Below are 15,214 nucleotides of genomic sequence, written 5' to 3' on the forward strand. Positions count from 1 at the left end.
CGCCGACGGACGCCGCGGCATCCGTCGTCGCGGCGCGCCTAGATGTGGAAGTCGACGTGCCAGTCGTGCATGCCGCGCGCGGCATCCGCCGTCGCCGGCGACAGCGGCTTCGCGACCGCGGGGATCCCGACGAGCAGCGAGTGCGGGGGAGCACCCCGCGTGACGACCGCGTTCGCGCCGATCGCGCTGCCGGCGCCGATCTCGATGTCGCCGAGCACCTTCGCGCCCGCGCCGACCGTGACGCCGTCGCCGAGCGTCGGATGGCGCTTCGCGCCGCGCGGAGCGCCCCGCGGCGCCTTCCCGCCGAGCGTCACGCCGTGGTACAGCATCACGTCGTCGCCGACGATCGTGGTCTCGCCGATCACGACGCCCATGCCGTGGTCGATGAAGAACCGGCGGCCGATCGTCGCGCCCGGGTGGATCTCGATGCCGGTGAGGAAGCGCACGAGCTGGGAGACCACGCGGGCCGGGAGGCGCAGGAGGGGCACCTGCCACATGCGGTGCGCGAGCCGGTGCGCCCAGATCGCGTGCAGGCCCGAGTAGGCGAGCACGATCTCGATGCGGTTCCGCGCGGCGGGGTCGTGGGACCGGGCCGTCGCGATGTCTTCCCTGAGGCGGCCGAGGATTCCCACCCGTCCAGTCAACCAGATCGCCTGGGCCGCTAGTCCAGCAGGTCCTCGTAGAGCACGGTCGAGAGGTAGCGCTCGCCGTAGCTCGCGAGGATCACGACGATCGTCTTGCCCGCATTCTCGGGGCGCTGGGCGAGCTGGGTCGCGGCGTACACGGTGGCGCCGGACGAGATGCCGCCGAGGATGCCCTCCTCGACGCCGAGGCGACGGGCGGTCGCGACGGCCTGGTCGATGTTCACGTCGATGATCTCGTCGTAGACGTCGCGGTCGAGGATCGCGGGCACGAAGTTCGCGCCGATGCCCTGGATCTTGTGGGGTCCCGGCTGGCCGCCGTTGAGGATCGGCGACTCGAGCGGCTCGACGCCGACGATCTGCACCTCGGGCTTGCGCTCCTTCAGGACCTGGCCGACGCCCGAGAGGGTGCCGCCCGTGCCGATGCCCGACACGAAGATGTCGACGCCGCCGTCGGTGTCGTCCCACACCTCTTCCGCGGTGGTGCGCCGGTGGACGTCGACGTTCGCCTGGTTCTCGAACTGGCGCGCGAGCACGGCGCCGGGGGTCTCGGCGGCGATCTGCTCGGCACGGGCGACCGCGCCCTTCATGCCCTCGGAGCCCGGGGTGAGGACGAGTTCGGCGCCGTAGGCGCGCAGCAGCGCGCGTCGCTCCTTCGACATCGTCTCGGGCATGGCGATCACGACCCGGTAGCCGCGCGCGGCGCCGATCATCGCGAGCGCGATGCCCGTGTTGCCGCTCGTGCCCTCGACGATCGTGCCGCCGGGCTTCAGCGAGCCGTCGGCCTCTGCGGCGTCGACGATGCCGATGCCGAGGCGGTCCTTGACGCTGGCCGACGGGTTGTAGAACTCGAGCTTGGCGAGCACGGTCGCGCCCGCGCCATCCGTGACGCGGTTCAGCTTGACGAGCGGGGTGCGCCCGAAGACGTCGGTGATGTTCTCGTAGACCTGGGCCATGATCTCGTTCCCTCTCGTGACGGCGGCGTCGTGCCGCGCACCAGCATACGGAGGGCGGGAACGCGCCGGGAGTGGGTTACATTCCATTGCGTGAATGCGACCCACGACGAGCCGGCGCGCCGACCGCTCCGCGACGTGCGCGACGAGACGGTCCGCGCGCTGCAGGCGGCGGGCATCGCCGACGCCGAGGTCGACGCCGACCTCCTCATCGGCCACGTGCTCGGGCTCTCCCGGGGCGGGGTCCATGCGCGCCTCGTGATCGGCGACCGGATGTCGACGACGGATACCGCAGCACTCGACGTGCTCGTCGCGCGGCGCGCGGGGCGGGAGCCCCTGCAGCACCTGACGGGGCGCGCCGCGTTCCGGTCGCTCGAGCTCGCCGTCGGCCCCGGCGTCTTCGTGCCGCGACCCGAGACCGAGCTGCTGGCACAGCTCGCGATCGACGCGCTGCGGGCCGCGGCCGAGCCCGAGCCGATCGGCGTCGACCTCGGCTCCGGCAGCGGCGCGATCGCGCTGTCGATGGCCACCGAGGTGCCGCACGCGCGCGTCTGGGCCGTCGAGAACTCGCCCGAGGCGTTCCCGTGGACCCGGCGGAACGTGGACGAGGTCGCGGCATCCAACCTCGAACTCGTCTTCGGCGACCTGGCCGAGGCGCTTCCCGGGTTGGAGGGCCGCGTCGCCGTCGTCGCGTCGAACCCGCCCTACATCCCCGACGACGCGATCCCGCGCGACCCCGAGGTCCGCCTGCACGATCCCGAGCGCGCGCTCTACGGCGGGCCTGACGGGCTCGACGTCGTGCGGGTGCTCTCGCGGCGGGCCCTCGTGCTGCTGCACCCCGGCGGCGCGCTGCTGATCGAGCACGGGGAGACGCAGTCCGCCGAGATCGCGGGCATCCTGACGGCCGACGGATGGCACGCCGTCGCGCACCACCGGGACCTCACGGGGCGCGACCGCGTCACGACCGCGCGCCGCTGACGGCCGCGGCATCCGTTCGCCCAGCCTGCGAACCTCGGTCACGTCTAGAATCGAGCGGTCATGACACTCATCCACGACTGCTCGGTCGAGTCCGAGCTCCTCGCCGGCATGCGCCTGGCCCGTCGCGCCATCGGCAGCGGCGAGCTGGTCGTCATCCCCACCGACACCGTCTACGGTGTCGCCGCCGACGCGTTCAGCGCGGCCGCCGTCCAGCGCCTGCTCGATGCGAAGGGGCGCGAGCGCACCTCGCCGCCGCCCGTGCTCGTGCCGGGCATCCCGACGCTCGACGCGCTCGCGGCCGACGTCCCGGAGGCGGTGCGCGCGCTGGTCGCCGAGTTCTGGCCCGGCGGGCTCACCGTCATCCTCCGCGCGCAGCCGTCGCTGCACTGGGACCTGGGGGAGACCCGGGGAACCGTGGCCCTCCGCATGCCCGACCACCGCATCGCGCTCGAACTGCTCTCCGAGACCGGGCCCCTGGCGGTGTCGTCGGCGAACCTGTCGGGCATGCCGTCCGCGTCGACCGCGGGCGAGGCCGCCGACATGCTGGGCGATCGCGTGTCGGTCTACCTCGACGGCGGCGCCGCGGGCACGGGCTACGAGGCGATCGGGGAACGGCCGGGCGACACGTCGTCGACGATCGTGGACGCCACCGGCCTGGCCGCCGACGGGACCGGGGTGCTCCGCATCGTCCGCGCCGGCGTGATCTCGCGCGAGCGGATCGCCGACGTCGTGGGGGAGGAGCTGCTGGCGCCGGTCGCCGAGGGCCCGACCGGCTCCGACGACGACGGCGCGCCCGCCGACGGCACGCCCGGAGACGGCACGGCGCCCGAGGGCGAGGCCGAGGCATCGGTCGGGTCACCCGCGGATGACGTCGCCGACGAGCCGGCCGCCGACGACGCCGAGCCCGCCGCATCCGTCGACGCGGCCTCGGACGCGGCCCCGTCTCCCGCCGAGCGGACGGACTCCGCCGCCTCATGACCCTGTTCGTCCTGCTCGCGCTCGTCACGGCGATCGTGACGTTCGCCGGGTCGCTGGTGGTGTGGAAGCTGAGCCTCAAGTACCGGCTCTATCCGAAGATCCGCGAGCGCGACGTGCACACCCGGCCGACGCCGAGGCTGGGCGGCATCGCCATGTTCCTCGGGATCCTCGTCGGCTTCGCGGCCGCCGCCTGGATCTCCTCGCTCGGCATCGCCCGCTTCGCGAACCTGCAGATCGTGTTCCAGGACCCCTTCCAGGTCCTCGCGATCCTGCTCGCGGCCGGACTCATCGTGGCGATCGGCGTCGCCGACGACATCTGGGACCTCGACTGGCTCACCAAGCTCGCCGGCCAGTTCATCGCCGCCGGGCTGATCGCCTGGCAGGGCGTGTCGATCGTCTCGCTGCCGATCGGCGGGCCCGACGGCGGCATCACCGTCGGCTCGTCGTGGATGAGTGCCACCGTGACGGTCTTCACGATCGTGCTCGTGATGAACGCCATCAACTTCATCGACGGGCTCGACGGGCTCGTCGCCGGGGTCGCCCTCATCTCGAGCGGCGTGTTCTTCCTCTACTCGTACCTGCTCGTGCAGCAGACCTCGCCCACCAACTACTTCAACCTCGCCTCGCTGCTCGCCGTCGTGGTGGTGGGTGCGTGCGCCGGCTTCCTGCCGCTCAACTGGCACCGGGCGAAGCTCTTCATGGGCGACGCCGGGGCGCTCCTCGTCGGCATGCTCATGGCCACCTCCGCGATCGCGGTCACGGGCCAGGTCGATCCCTCGCAACTCGGCAACGACGAGCTGTTCCCCGCCTTCATCCCGATCATCATCCCGTTCGCGGTGCTGCTCATCCCGCTGCTCGACTTCGGCCTCGCGGTCGTGCGTCGGCTGCGGGCTGGCAAGTCGCCGTTCGCGGCCGATCGCAAGCACCTGCACCACCGCCTGCTCGACATGGGCCACTCGCACCTGCATGCCGTGCTCATCTTCTACGGATGGACCGCGGTCGCCTCGTTCGGGTGCCTGCTCGCGTTCGTCCTGCCCGTCTACTTCGGCGTCGACTCCGGTTGGGCGTTCCTCTTCATCGGCGTCGGATTCGTCGTCCTCGCCGCGCTCACCCTGGCACCCCTCGGCCTGCGCAAGCGGCAGACGGTGGCGGCCGAGGCGGATGCCGCGGGCAGCGGCTCGGCGCCCGGGTTCGACGAGCTCGCAGCCGCCGAACCGCGCCGAGCGGACGACGCCGACCGCACCCCAGTCCCCGACCGCCCGTCCCAGGGCGAGCACCCCACAGGAGCCCGATGACCACCCCGCCTCGCGACCCCGCCGACCGTACGCCGACCTCGAACCCGGTGCTCCGCCGCGCCCTGACCTGGGGAGTGGCGATCGCCGGCGGCATCGCGGTCGTCGGCGGCATCCTCGGCCTCGTCTTCGCCGGCACCGAGGGACTCGTGAGCGCGCTCCTCGGCACGCTCATCGCCGTCGTGTTCATGGGCATCACGGGCGCGAGCATCCTGCTCGCCAACCGCTTCGCGGGTTCCGACCTGTTCGTGGGCGCCTTCTTCGGGATCGTGCTCGGCGGATGGCTGCTGAAGTTCATCGTCTTCATCGTGCTGGTGGTGCTGCTCCGCGGCGTCGACTGGCTCGACCCGGTCGTCCTGTTCCTGTCCATCGTGGCCGGGGTGATCGGATCGCTCGTGGTCGACGTCCTCGTCGTGGCGCGATCGCGACTGCCCTACGCGAGCGACGCGCAGTTGCCGCCGCCTCCCTCGGACGACTGACCGGAACGCCGCCCCCCGACGGGGCGGCGTTCGCGTTTCCGGGGCGTTCGGCACCGGGACTGCGGAGGATGGCCTCCGCCTGGCGGCGTTCGCGTTTCCGGGGCGTTCGGCACCGGGACTGCGGAGGATGGCCTCCGCCTGGCGGCGGGGCGCGTCCCGGGTCGCCGCGGTCCGGCGACCCGAGCGACACGCGCCGTGGCATGCGCCGATCGGCATGCTCCCCGGTCGGCCGCGAGTTCTACGACGTGTGGCGATTCGGCGGAGCGCCGAAGTCTTGCTACAGTAGGGGCGATCCCCCACGGTTCCGCCCTGCTCCGGCACGGGCGCCGGACCGTTTCCATGTTCGTCGACGCGAGAGCTCCGCTCCACGCCCCGAAACAGGAGATAGCGCTGCTAGCTAACGCTGTGAACCTGCTGGTTCCGACTGAAACCAATGATGGTGAATTCCACGGGCCGTCGATCGAGGAATTCTTCCCCGGCGCCCTTCTGTTCGAGGGCACGGCCTTCGAGATCAACCGCATCATGCTGGTGCGCTTCATCGCCGTGGCCGCGCTGCTGCTGGTCTTCTGGATCGGCACGCGCAGCATGCGCATCGTCCCGGGCCGATTCCAGAGCATCGTCGAGATGGGCCTGGACTTCATCCGCGTCGGCGTCGCCGACGACCTGCTGGGCAAGAAGGACGGCAAGCGGTTCCTGCCGATCCTGACGTCGATCTTCTTCATGGTGCTGTTCATGAACATCACGGGCATCATCCCGGGACTGAACATCGCCGGAACGTCGGTCATCGGCGTCCCGCTCGTGCTCGCGATCGTGTCGTACGTCACGTTCATCTACGCCGGCATCAAGCAGAGCCCGAAGAACTTCTTCAAGAACTCGCTCTTCCCCTCGGGCGTGCCGTGGCCGGTGTACATCATCGTCACGCCGATCGAGCTCATCTCGACCTTCGTCATCCGCCCCGTCACCCTGACGCTGCGACTCATGATGAACATGATCGTCGGCCACCTGCTGCTCGTGCTGTTCTTCGCGGCGACGCAGTTCTTCATCTTCAACCTCGGCGGCTGGTACACGCTGCTCGGCGTCGGAACGCTGGCCTTCGGCTTCGTGTTCACGCTGTTCGAGATCCTCGTCGCCGTCCTGCAGGCCTACGTCTTCACGCTCCTCACCGCGGTCTACATCCAGCTCGCGGTGGCGGAGGAGCACTGAGCCAGGGCGCCCGCCCGAAGAAACCCCAAGAAAGGAAACCCCAACGTGGACGCAACCACCGTTCTCGCTGAGATCAACGGCAACATCGCAACGGTCGGCTACGGTCTCGCCGCCATCGGCCCGGCCATCGGCGTGGGCATCGTCGTCGGCAAGACCATCGAGGGCGTGGCTCGCCAGCCCGAGCTCGCCGGCCGCCTCCAGGTCCTGATGTGGATCGGTATCGCCTTCACCGAGGCGCTCGCCTTCATCGGTATCGCGACCTACTTCATCTTCGTCTGATCGTCCCGTCCCAACTGAGGAGGCCAACGTGCTTCACGCAGTGCTGAGAGCTGCAACCGAGGGCGAGACTCACAACCCGGTGCTGCCGGCGACCTACGACATCGTCTGGTCGGCGGTCTGCTTCGCCATCATCCTCGTCTTCTTCTGGCTGTACGCGCTTCCGCGCATGCAGAAGCTGCTCGACGAGCGCGCCGAGGCGATCGAGGGCAACATCGCGAAGGCCGACGAGGCCCAGCGCAAGGCCGAGGCCGCCCTCGAGGAGTACACCGCCCAGCTCGCCGACGCGCGCGCCGAGGCGGGCAAGATCCGCGAGACCGCCCGCGAGGACGGCAAGAAGATCGTCGCCGAGGCCAAGGAGCAGGCGTCGACCGAGGCCGCCCGCATCAACGCGAGCGCCCAGGCGCAGATCGAGGCGGAGCGCCAGTCGGCGCTCGTGTCGCTCCGCTCCGAGGTCGGCACCATCGCGATCGACCTCGCCTCGGGCGTCGTCGGCGAGTCGCTCTCCGACGATGCCAAGGCCAAGGCCGTGGTCGACCGCTTCCTCGCCGACCTCGAGGCGTCCGAGCAGGCCGCCGCAGGGGGGAAGAAGTAACCCATGGGCAGCGCTACGAGAGAGGCCCTGGCCGGCACGCGAGCCGAGCTCGCGGCGCTCGGCGGGGCCGAGCTCCCGGTGGCCGGCGACCTCCTCGCCGCGACCCGGGTGATCGCGGTCACCCCGCAGCTGCGGACGGCCCTCACCGACAAGGAGGCCGACCTCGCCCAGAAGACCGAGCTCGTCAAGCGGGTCTTCGGCGGCAGGGTGACCCCCGCCGCGGCGTCGCTCCTCGTGAGCGCGTCGTCGCAGCGGTGGTCCTCGGCGGCCGACTTCCTCGACGGGCTCGAGGACCTCGGCTTCCGGGTCGCAGCGGACGCCGCGGGCGATGTGGAGGTCGACGGCGAGCTGTACGCCTTCCAGCGCACGGTCGCGTCGGACGCCGAGCTCGAGCTGGCCCTCGGCTCCAAGCTCGGCTCGCCTGACGCGAAGGTCGCGCTCGTCGAGCGGCTGCTCGGTTCGAAGGCCGCGCCGGCGACGACGCTCATCGTCCGCCACCTGGTGCAGTCGCCTCGCGGTCGCCGCATCGGCGAGATGCTGCGCGGCGCGGCAGCCGTCGTCGCCGACCAGCGCGGGTTCGACGTCGCGACGGTGACCTCGGCCGCGCCCCTGACCGACGACCAGATCGCCCGCCTCGAGCGCACGCTCGGGGCCCAGGCCGGCCGCCGCATCCGCTTCGATTCCGTCGTCGACCCCACGGTCCTCGGCGGCGTGCGGGTGCAGATCGGCGACGACGTCATCGACGGCAGCGTCGCCAGCCGCCTCACCGACCTGAGGCAGAAGCTTGCCGGCTGACGCCGGACGACAACGACCGGCGTCCTGCGCCGCGACACACCAGTAGCTGTACAAGCGGTACAGAAAAGGGCCTGGCCCTTCAGAAAAGGAAATGGCAATGGCAGAACTCTCCATCAGCCCCGACGAGATCCGTTCGGCTCTCTCGGAGTTCGCCCGCGACTACGAGCCGGGCGCGGCGCAGAAGACCGAGGTCGGGTACGTCACCGATGCGGCTGACGGCATCGCCCACGTCGAGGGCCTGCCCTCGGTCATGGCGAACGAGCTCGTCAAGTTCGCGGACGGCACGCTCGGCCTCGCGCTCAACCTCGACGAGGACGAGATCGGTGTCGTCGTGCTCGGCGAGTTCACCGGCATCGAGGAGGGCATGGAGGTGACCCGCACGGGCGAGGTCCTCTCGGTGCCCGTGGGCGAGGGATACCTCGGCCGCGTCGTCGACCCGCTGGGCGCCCCGATCGACGGTCTCGGCGAGATCGCCACCGAGGGTCGCCGCGCGCTCGAGCTCCAGGCCCCGGGCGTCATGCAGCGCAAGTCGGTGCACGAGCCGCTCCAGACCGGCATCAAGGCGATCGACGCGATGATCCCGGTCGGCCGCGGCCAGCGCCAGCTCATCATCGGCGACCGCCAGACCGGCAAGACCGCCATCGCGATCGACACGATCATCAACCAGAAGGCGAACTGGGAGTCGGGCGACCCGACCAAGCAGGTCCGCTGCATCTACGTCGCGATCGGCCAGAAGGGCTCGACCATCGCGTCGGTCAAGGGTGCGCTGGAGGACGCGGGCGCGATGGAGTACACCACCATCGTCGCCGCTCCGGCCTCCGACCCCGCGGGCTTCAAGTACCTGGCGCCGTACACCGGCTCGGCGATCGGCCAGCACTGGATGTACGACGGAAAGCACGTCCTGATCATCTTCGACGACCTGTCGAAGCAGGCCGAGGCCTACCGCGCCGTTTCGCTGCTCCTCCGTCGCCCGCCGGGCCGCGAGGCGTACCCCGGTGACGTCTTCTACCTGCACTCGCGCCTGCTCGAGCGCTGCGCGAAGCTCTCCGACGACCTCGGCGCCGGCTCGATGACGGGCCTTCCCATCATCGAGACCAAGGCGAACGACGTCTCGGCGTACATCCCGACCAACGTGATCTCGATCACCGACGGCCAGATCTTCCTCCAGTCCGACCTGTTCAACTCGAACCAGCGTCCGGCGGTCGACGTCGGCATCTCGGTCTCGCGCGTCGGCGGCGACGCCCAGGTCAAGTCGATCAAGAAGGTCTCGGGAACGCTGAAGCTCGAGCTCGCCCAGTACCGCTCGCTCGAGGCGTTCGCCATGTTCGCATCCGACCTCGACGCGGCCAGCCGCCGTCAGCTCGAGCGGGGCGCGCGCCTGACCGAGCTGCTCAAGCAGCCGCAGTACTCGCCGTACCCGGTCGAGGAGCAGGTCGTCTCGATCTGGGCCGGAACCAACGGCAAGCTCGACGAGGTCCCCGTCGAGGACATCCTGCGCTTCGAGCGCGAGTTCCTCGACTACCTGGGCCGCAACACGTCGGTGCTCTCGGACCTCCGCGAGACCAACGTGCTCTCCGACGAGACGGTCGCGACCCTCGAGTCCGAGGTCGACAACTTCAAGCTCGAGTTCCAGACCGGTGAGGGCAAGCCGCTCGCCTCGGTCGGCAGCGAGAAGTTCGAGGCCATCGACGAGGAAGAGGTCGGCCAGGAGAAGATCGTCAAGGGTCGTCGCTAGTCGATTCCGCCGTCCCTGAGGCTCTCGGGGACGGGCCGTACCGGCCGAACCGGGAGCCTCGGGAACAGGAAGCCAGGACACAGGAGAAACATGGGAGCGCAGCTTCGGGTCTACCGCCAGAAGATCAAGTCGGCGCAGACGACCAAGAAGATCACGCGAGCGATGGAGCTCATCTCCGCCTCGCGGATCCAGAAGGCGCAGGCGCGCGTCGCCGCGTCGACGCCGTACTCCGACGCGATCACGCGTGCGGTGTCCGCGGTGGCGAGCTACTCGAACGTCTCGCACGTGCTCACGACCGAGCCGGAGCGGGTCGACCGCGCGGCGATCGTGATCTTCACCTCGGACCGCGGCCTCGCGGGCGCGTTCAACTCGCAGGTCCTGCGTGAGTCGGAGGAGCTCGCCGAGCTGCTCCGCAGCCAGGGCAAGGAGGTCGTGTACTTCCTGATCGGCCGCAAGTCGGTCGGGTACTTCTCGTTCCGGCGGCGCGACTACGAGCGCAGCTGGATCGGCGGCACCGACAACCCCGAGTTCGAGACCGCGAAGGAGGTCGCGGACGCCGTCCTCGAGGCGTTCCTCCGCGACAGCGCGGACGGCGGCGTCGACGAGATCCACATCGTCTACAACCGCTTCGTCAGCCGCATCACGCAGGTTCCGGTCGTGACGCGACTGCTGCCGCTCGAGGTCGTCGAGGCCGAGGAGGAGGTCGCGCCGTCCGGCAAGGCCGAGGTCTTCCCGCTCTACGAGTTCGAGCCCGACGCCGAGACGGTCCTCGACGGACTGCTCCCGGTGTACATCGAGAGCCGAATCTTCAACGCCATGCTGCAGTCGGCCGCCGCGAAGCACGCGGCCACGCAGAAGGCCATGAAGTCGGCCACCGACAACGCCGACAAGCTGATCACCGACTACACCCGACTGGCCAATGAGGCCCGGCAGTCCGAGATCACGCAGCAGATCGCAGAAATCGTGGGTGGAGCGGACGCGCTCTCCTCCTCCAAGTAGCCAAGATTCATCCAGAAGGAAGAGAACATGACTGACACCGCCATCGCGCCAGTCCAGGACACGACGGGCACCGTCGGCCGCATCGCGCGCGTCACCGGCCCCGTCGTCGACATCGAGTTCCCGCACGACTCGATCCCCGACATCTACAACGCGCTGAAGACCACGATCACGATCGGCGAGCAGAGCACCGAGCTGACGCTCGAGGTCGCCCAGCACCTCGGTGACGACGTCGTCCGTGCGATCGCGCTGAAGCCGACCGACGGCCTGGTCCGCGGTCAGGAGGTGCACGACACCGGCGCACCGATCTCGGTGCCCGTCGGCGACGTCACCAAGGGCAAGGTCTTCAACGTCATCGGCGATGTTCTGAACGGCGAGCCCGGCGAGACGATCGAGATCACCGAGCGCTGGCCGATCCACCGCAAGCCCCCGACCTTCGACCAGCTGGAGTCCAAGACCCAGCTGTTCGAGACCGGCATCAAGGTCATCGACCTCCTCACCCCGTACGTCCAGGGTGGGAAGATCGGCCTCTTCGGTGGTGCGGGCGTCGGCAAGACGGTCCTCATCCAGGAGATGATCCAGCGTGTGGCCCAGGACCACGGCGGTGTGTCCGTGTTCGCCGGCGTCGGCGAGCGCACCCGTGAGGGCAACGACCTCATCCACGAGATGGAGGAGGCGGGCGTCTTCGACAAGACCGCCCTCGTCTTCGGCCAGATGGACGAGCCCCCGGGGACGCGTCTGCGCGTCGCCCTCTCGGCGCTCACGATGGCCGAGTACTTCCGCGATGTCCAGAAGCAGGACGTGCTCCTCTTCATCGACAACATCTTCCGCTTCACGCAGGCGGGCTCCGAGGTGTCGACGCTGCTCGGCCGCATGCCCTCCGCCGTGGGCTACCAGCCGAACCTCGCCGACGAGATGGGCATCCTCCAGGAGCGCATCACCTCGACGCGCGGTCACTCGATCACCTCGCTGCAGGCGATCTACGTTCCCGCCGACGACTACACCGACCCGGCGCCGGCGACCACGTTCGCCCACCTCGACGCCACGACCGAGCTCTCGCGTGAGATCGCGTCGAAGGGCCTCTACCCCGCGGTGGACCCGCTGACCTCGACGTCGCGCATCCTCGACCCGCGCTACCTGGGCGAGGACCACTACCGCGTCGCGACGACGGTCAAGCAGATCCTCCAGAAGAACAAGGAGCTGCAGGAGATCATCGCGATCCTCGGCGTCGACGAGCTCTCGGAAGAGGACAAGATCACGGTGTCGCGTGCGCGCCGCATCCAGCAGTTCCTCTCGCAGAACACCTACATGGCGAAGAAGTTCACCGGTGTCGACGGTTCGACCGTGCCGCTCAAGGACACCATCGAGTCGTTCGACGCCATCGCCCGCGGCGACTTCGACCACGTCGCCGAGCAGGCGTTCTTCAACGTCGGCCCGATCTCCGACGTCGAGGAGAAGTGGGCGAAGATCCAGAAGGAGAACGGCTGAGCATGGCCGCCCTCAACGTGAGCGTCGTCTCGGCCGACCAGGAAGTCTGGTCGGGCGAGGCGGCCATGGTGGTGGCGCGCACCGTCGAAGGCGAGATCGGCATCCTGCCGGGTCACGAGCCGATGCTCGCGATCCTCGCCGGCGGCGAGGTGCGCGTCACCCTGCCCGGCGGTGAGAAGATCACGGCGAACGCCGAGGACGGGTTCCTCTCGGTGCAGTCCGACGCCGTGCAGGTCGTCGCGTCGCGCGCCGCCCTCGCCTGAAGGAGCACGGATGCAGGGGGAGCAGCCGTTCGACCGCCAGTTCGGTGACCTGAGCGTCACACAGCTCATCGTCATGGCCGGGTTGCCGGGCGCGGGCAAGTCGACGATCGGCGAGATCGTCGGCGCCCGCCTCGGCGCCACGGTCGTGTCGGTCGATCCGATCGAGTCCGCGATCCTGCGGGCCGGCATCGACGTCGACCAGCCGACGGGCCTCGCCGCCTACCTGGTCGCCGAGCAGATCGCGGAGAAGGAACTGGATTCCGGTCGCACCGTGATCGTGGATGCCGTGAACGCGGCCGAGTCCGCCCGACTGCAGTGGCGCGACCTGGCAGCGCGCGCCGACGTGCGCCTTCGCGTCATCGAGGTCGTGTGCTCCGACGCGTCCGTGCACAAGGAGCGGCTCGAGAAGCGAGAGCGCAACCTCCCGCACCTGGACGAGACCACGTGGAGAGCCGTCGAGCAGAGCCTCGACGGGTATGCGCCATGGACGGGACCCTCTTCCGCCCTGCCTCGCGTGACCGTCGACAGCGTGGAGCCGTTGGGCGTGAACGTCGAGGCCGCGCTGGCCTTCATCGCCGAGTAGTGCTGGTCCTGCTGCCGCCCTCCGAGACCAAGCGGGACGGGGGCGATCCGATCCCGTTGTCGCTCGACGCGCTCTCGTTCCCCGCGTTGCGCGATGCACGCGACGAGGTGCTCCGGGCCGCCTCCGCGCTGGCTGCGGACGCCGACGCCATGATGCGCGCGCTGAAGCTCGGCCCGCGACAGATCGCCGAGGTCGATCGCAACCGCCGCATCCTGACCTCGCCGACGATGCCGGCGATCGATCGGTACACGGGCGTGCTGTACGACGCGCTCGACGCTCCGAGCCTCGACCGCGCTGCACGCGCGTTCGCCGCCGAGCACGTCGCCGTGCACTCGGCACTGTTCGGCCTCGTCGGTGCCGGGGATCCGATCCCGGCCTACCGCCTGTCCCACGATTCGCGGCTGCCCGGGCTCCGTCTCAGGCCGCAGTGGCGGGATCCGATCAGCACGGTGCTCGCCGAGCGGTCAGGACTCATCGTCGACCTCCGTTCGGAGGGATACGTCGAGCTCGGTCCCGCCCCGGTGCGGCGGGACTCGGTGTTCCTCCGCGTCGTGTCCGTGGACGAGGGCGGTCGTCGTCGGGCGCTCAACCACTTCAACAAGCGGGCGAAGGGTCTCTTCACGCGTGCCCTGCTCGACGCACGACCGATCCTCGAGACGCGCGACGACCTGATGTCGTGGTGCGCCGGCGCGGGTTTCCGGCTCGAGGTCGGCGCCGAGCGGCCGGCGGCGCCGGTCGAGCTCGAGCTCGTCGCCTGATCGCGCGATCGCGCCGTGAGGCGGACCCGGAGAGGTCACCGGCGCCCCGGAATCGCCGCATACTCGGCTGCCGCGCGTGAGCGGTGGCAGCCGGCGAGGTGATCGTCGACCATGCCCATCGCCTGCATCAGCGCGTACATCGTGGTCGGTCCGACGAAGCGGAAGCCGAGCGAGCGCAACTGCCTGCTGAGCGCTGTCGACTCCGGGGTGGCCGCCGGGACCTCGGCGAAGCCCACGGGCGGGTCGGGCCGTGGAGGCGGCGCGAAGCCCCACAGCAGTTCGTCGAGCGTGCCGTCGAGCGCGAGCGTCGCCCGTGCGTTCGAGATCGTCGCCTCGATCTTCCCGCGATGGCGGATGATGCGCGCATCGCCGAGGAGGCGCTCGACGTCCTCCGAGTCCATCGCGGCGACGCGCTCGGGGTCGAACCCATGGAAGACCTCCCGGAACGCCGGACGGCGACGCAGGATGGTGATCCATGAGAGACCGGCCTGGAAGCCCTCGAGGCAGAGCTTCTCGAACAGGACGTCCGAGTCGTGCTGCGGAGTGCCCCACTCCTCGTCGTGGTAGCGCCGGTACTCCGGGTCCGAGGCTCCCCACGCGCATCTCGCCACTCCATCATCGCCGACGATCAGGTCGGGCCCGACGGACCCGGTCACGCCGCGAAGCCGATCTGCTCGTGCCCGAGGAGCCAGACCTTGGTCGGGATCCCCTCACCGCCCGAGTAGCCCGTGATCCGGCCGTCCGATGCGAGCACGCGGTGGCAGCCCACGATGATCGGCATCGGATTGGCGCCGACGGCGCCGCCGATGGCGCGAGCGGAGCCGGGTCGCCCCACGGCCGCCGCCAGGGCGCCGTAGGAGGTCGCCTCGCCCCAGGCGAGGCGCTGGAGCTCAGCCCACACGGCGCGCTGGAACGGCGTGCCGTCGAGTCGGACGGGGATGTCGAAGCTCGTCCGTCGTCCGTCGAAGTACTCGTCGAGCTGGGAGCGTGCGGTTTCGAGGAGCGCCGAGGTGCGCTCGGGGAGGTCGTCGTGCGGGAGCGCGCCGTCGCGCTCGATGGTGAGCGAGGTGAGCGCGGAATCGTCGGCCTGGAGCTCGATCCGCCCGACGGGGCTGGAGAGGCGGATCAGGTAGGGGGAGTTCATGCTTCGAGGATAGGCGCGGCATCCGTCATCGACTGGCGGGAATCGGACACCGCACGA

General features: G+C 70.0%; 18 protein-coding genes. 14 read left to right on the forward strand and 4 right to left on the reverse strand.

The window, feature by feature from the left end:
• Window positions 1-38: 38 nt before the first annotated feature.
• Together epsC and cysK are read right to left on the reverse strand one after the other, a co-directional pair.
• Window positions 39-632, reverse strand: coding sequence for a serine O-acetyltransferase EpsC (gene epsC, locus ABME02_RS11555; RefSeq protein ID WP_353815484.1), 594 nt, complete (start codon window positions 630-632; stop codon window positions 39-41).
• A 29-nt stretch (window positions 633-661) separates the two neighbouring features.
• Window positions 662-1,597 carry a cysteine synthase A gene (gene cysK / locus ABME02_RS11560; RefSeq protein ID WP_353815485.1) on the reverse strand — a complete coding sequence of 312 codons (936 nt, stop codon included), beginning with the start codon at window positions 1,595-1,597 and terminating at the stop codon, window positions 662-664.
• Between the two features lie 135 nt (window positions 1,598-1,732).
• Between cysK and prmC the strand changes: the two genes are divergently transcribed.
• From prmC to ABME02_RS11630, 14 genes are all read left to right on the forward strand, one after another.
• The gene (prmC, locus tag ABME02_RS11565; RefSeq protein WP_353815602.1) at window positions 1,733-2,572 is read left to right on the forward strand and encodes a peptide chain release factor N(5)-glutamine methyltransferase; all 840 of its coding nucleotides are present in this window, start codon (window positions 1,733-1,735) and stop codon (window positions 2,570-2,572) included.
• A 60-nt stretch (window positions 2,573-2,632) separates the two neighbouring features.
• Window positions 2,633-3,550: an L-threonylcarbamoyladenylate synthase gene (locus ABME02_RS11570; protein ID WP_436408263.1), complete on the forward strand. Its 918-nt coding sequence runs from the start codon at window positions 2,633-2,635 to the stop codon at window positions 3,548-3,550.
• Complete coding sequence (locus ABME02_RS11575) at window positions 3,547-4,845, forward strand: MraY family glycosyltransferase (protein WP_353815486.1); 1,299 nt, start codon at window positions 3,547-3,549, stop codon at window positions 4,843-4,845. Before ABME02_RS11570 ends, ABME02_RS11575 begins: the two co-directional genes overlap by 4 nt.
• Complete coding sequence (locus ABME02_RS11580) at window positions 4,842-5,321, forward strand: Cg1360 family ATP-synthase-associated protein (RefSeq protein WP_353815487.1); 480 nt, start codon at window positions 4,842-4,844, stop codon at window positions 5,319-5,321. The genes ABME02_RS11575 and ABME02_RS11580 overlap by 4 nt, the downstream gene beginning before the upstream one ends.
• Before the next feature lie 405 nt (window positions 5,322-5,726).
• The gene (gene atpB, locus ABME02_RS11585) at window positions 5,727-6,524 is read left to right on the forward strand and encodes a F0F1 ATP synthase subunit A (protein WP_353815488.1); all 798 of its coding nucleotides are present in this window, start codon (window positions 5,727-5,729) and stop codon (window positions 6,522-6,524) included.
• Between the two features lie 45 nt (window positions 6,525-6,569).
• Complete coding sequence (gene atpE / locus ABME02_RS11590) at window positions 6,570-6,803, forward strand: ATP synthase F0 subunit C (protein WP_022888426.1); 234 nt, start codon at window positions 6,570-6,572, stop codon at window positions 6,801-6,803.
• Between the two features lie 28 nt (window positions 6,804-6,831).
• The gene (locus tag ABME02_RS11595; RefSeq protein ID WP_353815489.1) at window positions 6,832-7,395 is read left to right on the forward strand and encodes a F0F1 ATP synthase subunit B; all 564 of its coding nucleotides are present in this window, start codon (window positions 6,832-6,834) and stop codon (window positions 7,393-7,395) included.
• Window positions 7,396-7,398: 3 nt separating this feature from the next.
• Window positions 7,399-8,190 (forward strand): F0F1 ATP synthase subunit delta, encoded by a 792-nt coding sequence (locus ABME02_RS11600; protein ID WP_353815490.1) that lies wholly within the window; start codon window positions 7,399-7,401, stop codon window positions 8,188-8,190.
• Window positions 8,191-8,287: 97 nt separating this feature from the next.
• On the forward strand, window positions 8,288-9,925 hold the full coding sequence (gene atpA / locus ABME02_RS11605) for a F0F1 ATP synthase subunit alpha (protein ID WP_353815491.1): 1,638 nt from the start codon (window positions 8,288-8,290) through the stop codon (window positions 9,923-9,925).
• A 90-nt stretch (window positions 9,926-10,015) separates the two neighbouring features.
• Window positions 10,016-10,924, forward strand: coding sequence for a F0F1 ATP synthase subunit gamma (locus ABME02_RS11610; protein ID WP_155841222.1), 909 nt, complete (start codon window positions 10,016-10,018; stop codon window positions 10,922-10,924).
• A gap of 27 nt (window positions 10,925-10,951) precedes the next feature.
• Window positions 10,952-12,409: a F0F1 ATP synthase subunit beta gene (gene atpD / locus ABME02_RS11615; protein ID WP_353815492.1), complete on the forward strand. Its 1,458-nt coding sequence runs from the start codon at window positions 10,952-10,954 to the stop codon at window positions 12,407-12,409.
• Window positions 12,410-12,411: 2 nt separating this feature from the next.
• On the forward strand, window positions 12,412-12,672 hold the full coding sequence (locus ABME02_RS11620; protein WP_067947101.1) for a F0F1 ATP synthase subunit epsilon: 261 nt from the start codon (window positions 12,412-12,414) through the stop codon (window positions 12,670-12,672).
• Window positions 12,673-12,682: 10 nt separating this feature from the next.
• The gene (locus ABME02_RS11625) at window positions 12,683-13,255 is read left to right on the forward strand and encodes a P-loop nucleotide/nucleoside kinase family protein (RefSeq protein WP_353815493.1); all 573 of its coding nucleotides are present in this window, start codon (window positions 12,683-12,685) and stop codon (window positions 13,253-13,255) included.
• On the forward strand, window positions 13,255-14,013 hold the full coding sequence (locus ABME02_RS11630) for a YaaA family protein (RefSeq protein ID WP_353815494.1): 759 nt from the start codon (window positions 13,255-13,257) through the stop codon (window positions 14,011-14,013). The genes ABME02_RS11625 and ABME02_RS11630 overlap by 1 nt, the downstream gene beginning before the upstream one ends.
• A gap of 35 nt (window positions 14,014-14,048) precedes the next feature.
• Here ABME02_RS11630 and ABME02_RS11635 read toward each other — a convergent pair whose 3' ends face one another.
• A complete protein-coding gene (locus ABME02_RS11635) occupies window positions 14,049-14,669 on the reverse strand; it encodes a DNA-3-methyladenine glycosylase I (protein WP_353815495.1) in 621 nt (206 codons plus the stop codon).
• The gene (locus ABME02_RS11640) at window positions 14,666-15,157 is read right to left on the reverse strand and encodes a methylated-DNA--[protein]-cysteine S-methyltransferase (protein WP_353815496.1); all 492 of its coding nucleotides are present in this window, start codon (window positions 15,155-15,157) and stop codon (window positions 14,666-14,668) included. The genes ABME02_RS11635 and ABME02_RS11640 overlap by 4 nt, the downstream gene beginning before the upstream one ends.
• Between the last annotated feature and the right edge of the window lie 57 nt (window positions 15,158-15,214).

The organism is Agromyces zhanjiangensis (assembly GCF_040496055.1).
In the GTDB taxonomy this organism is placed as follows: domain Bacteria; phylum Actinomycetota; class Actinomycetes; order Actinomycetales; family Microbacteriaceae; genus Agromyces; species Agromyces zhanjiangensis.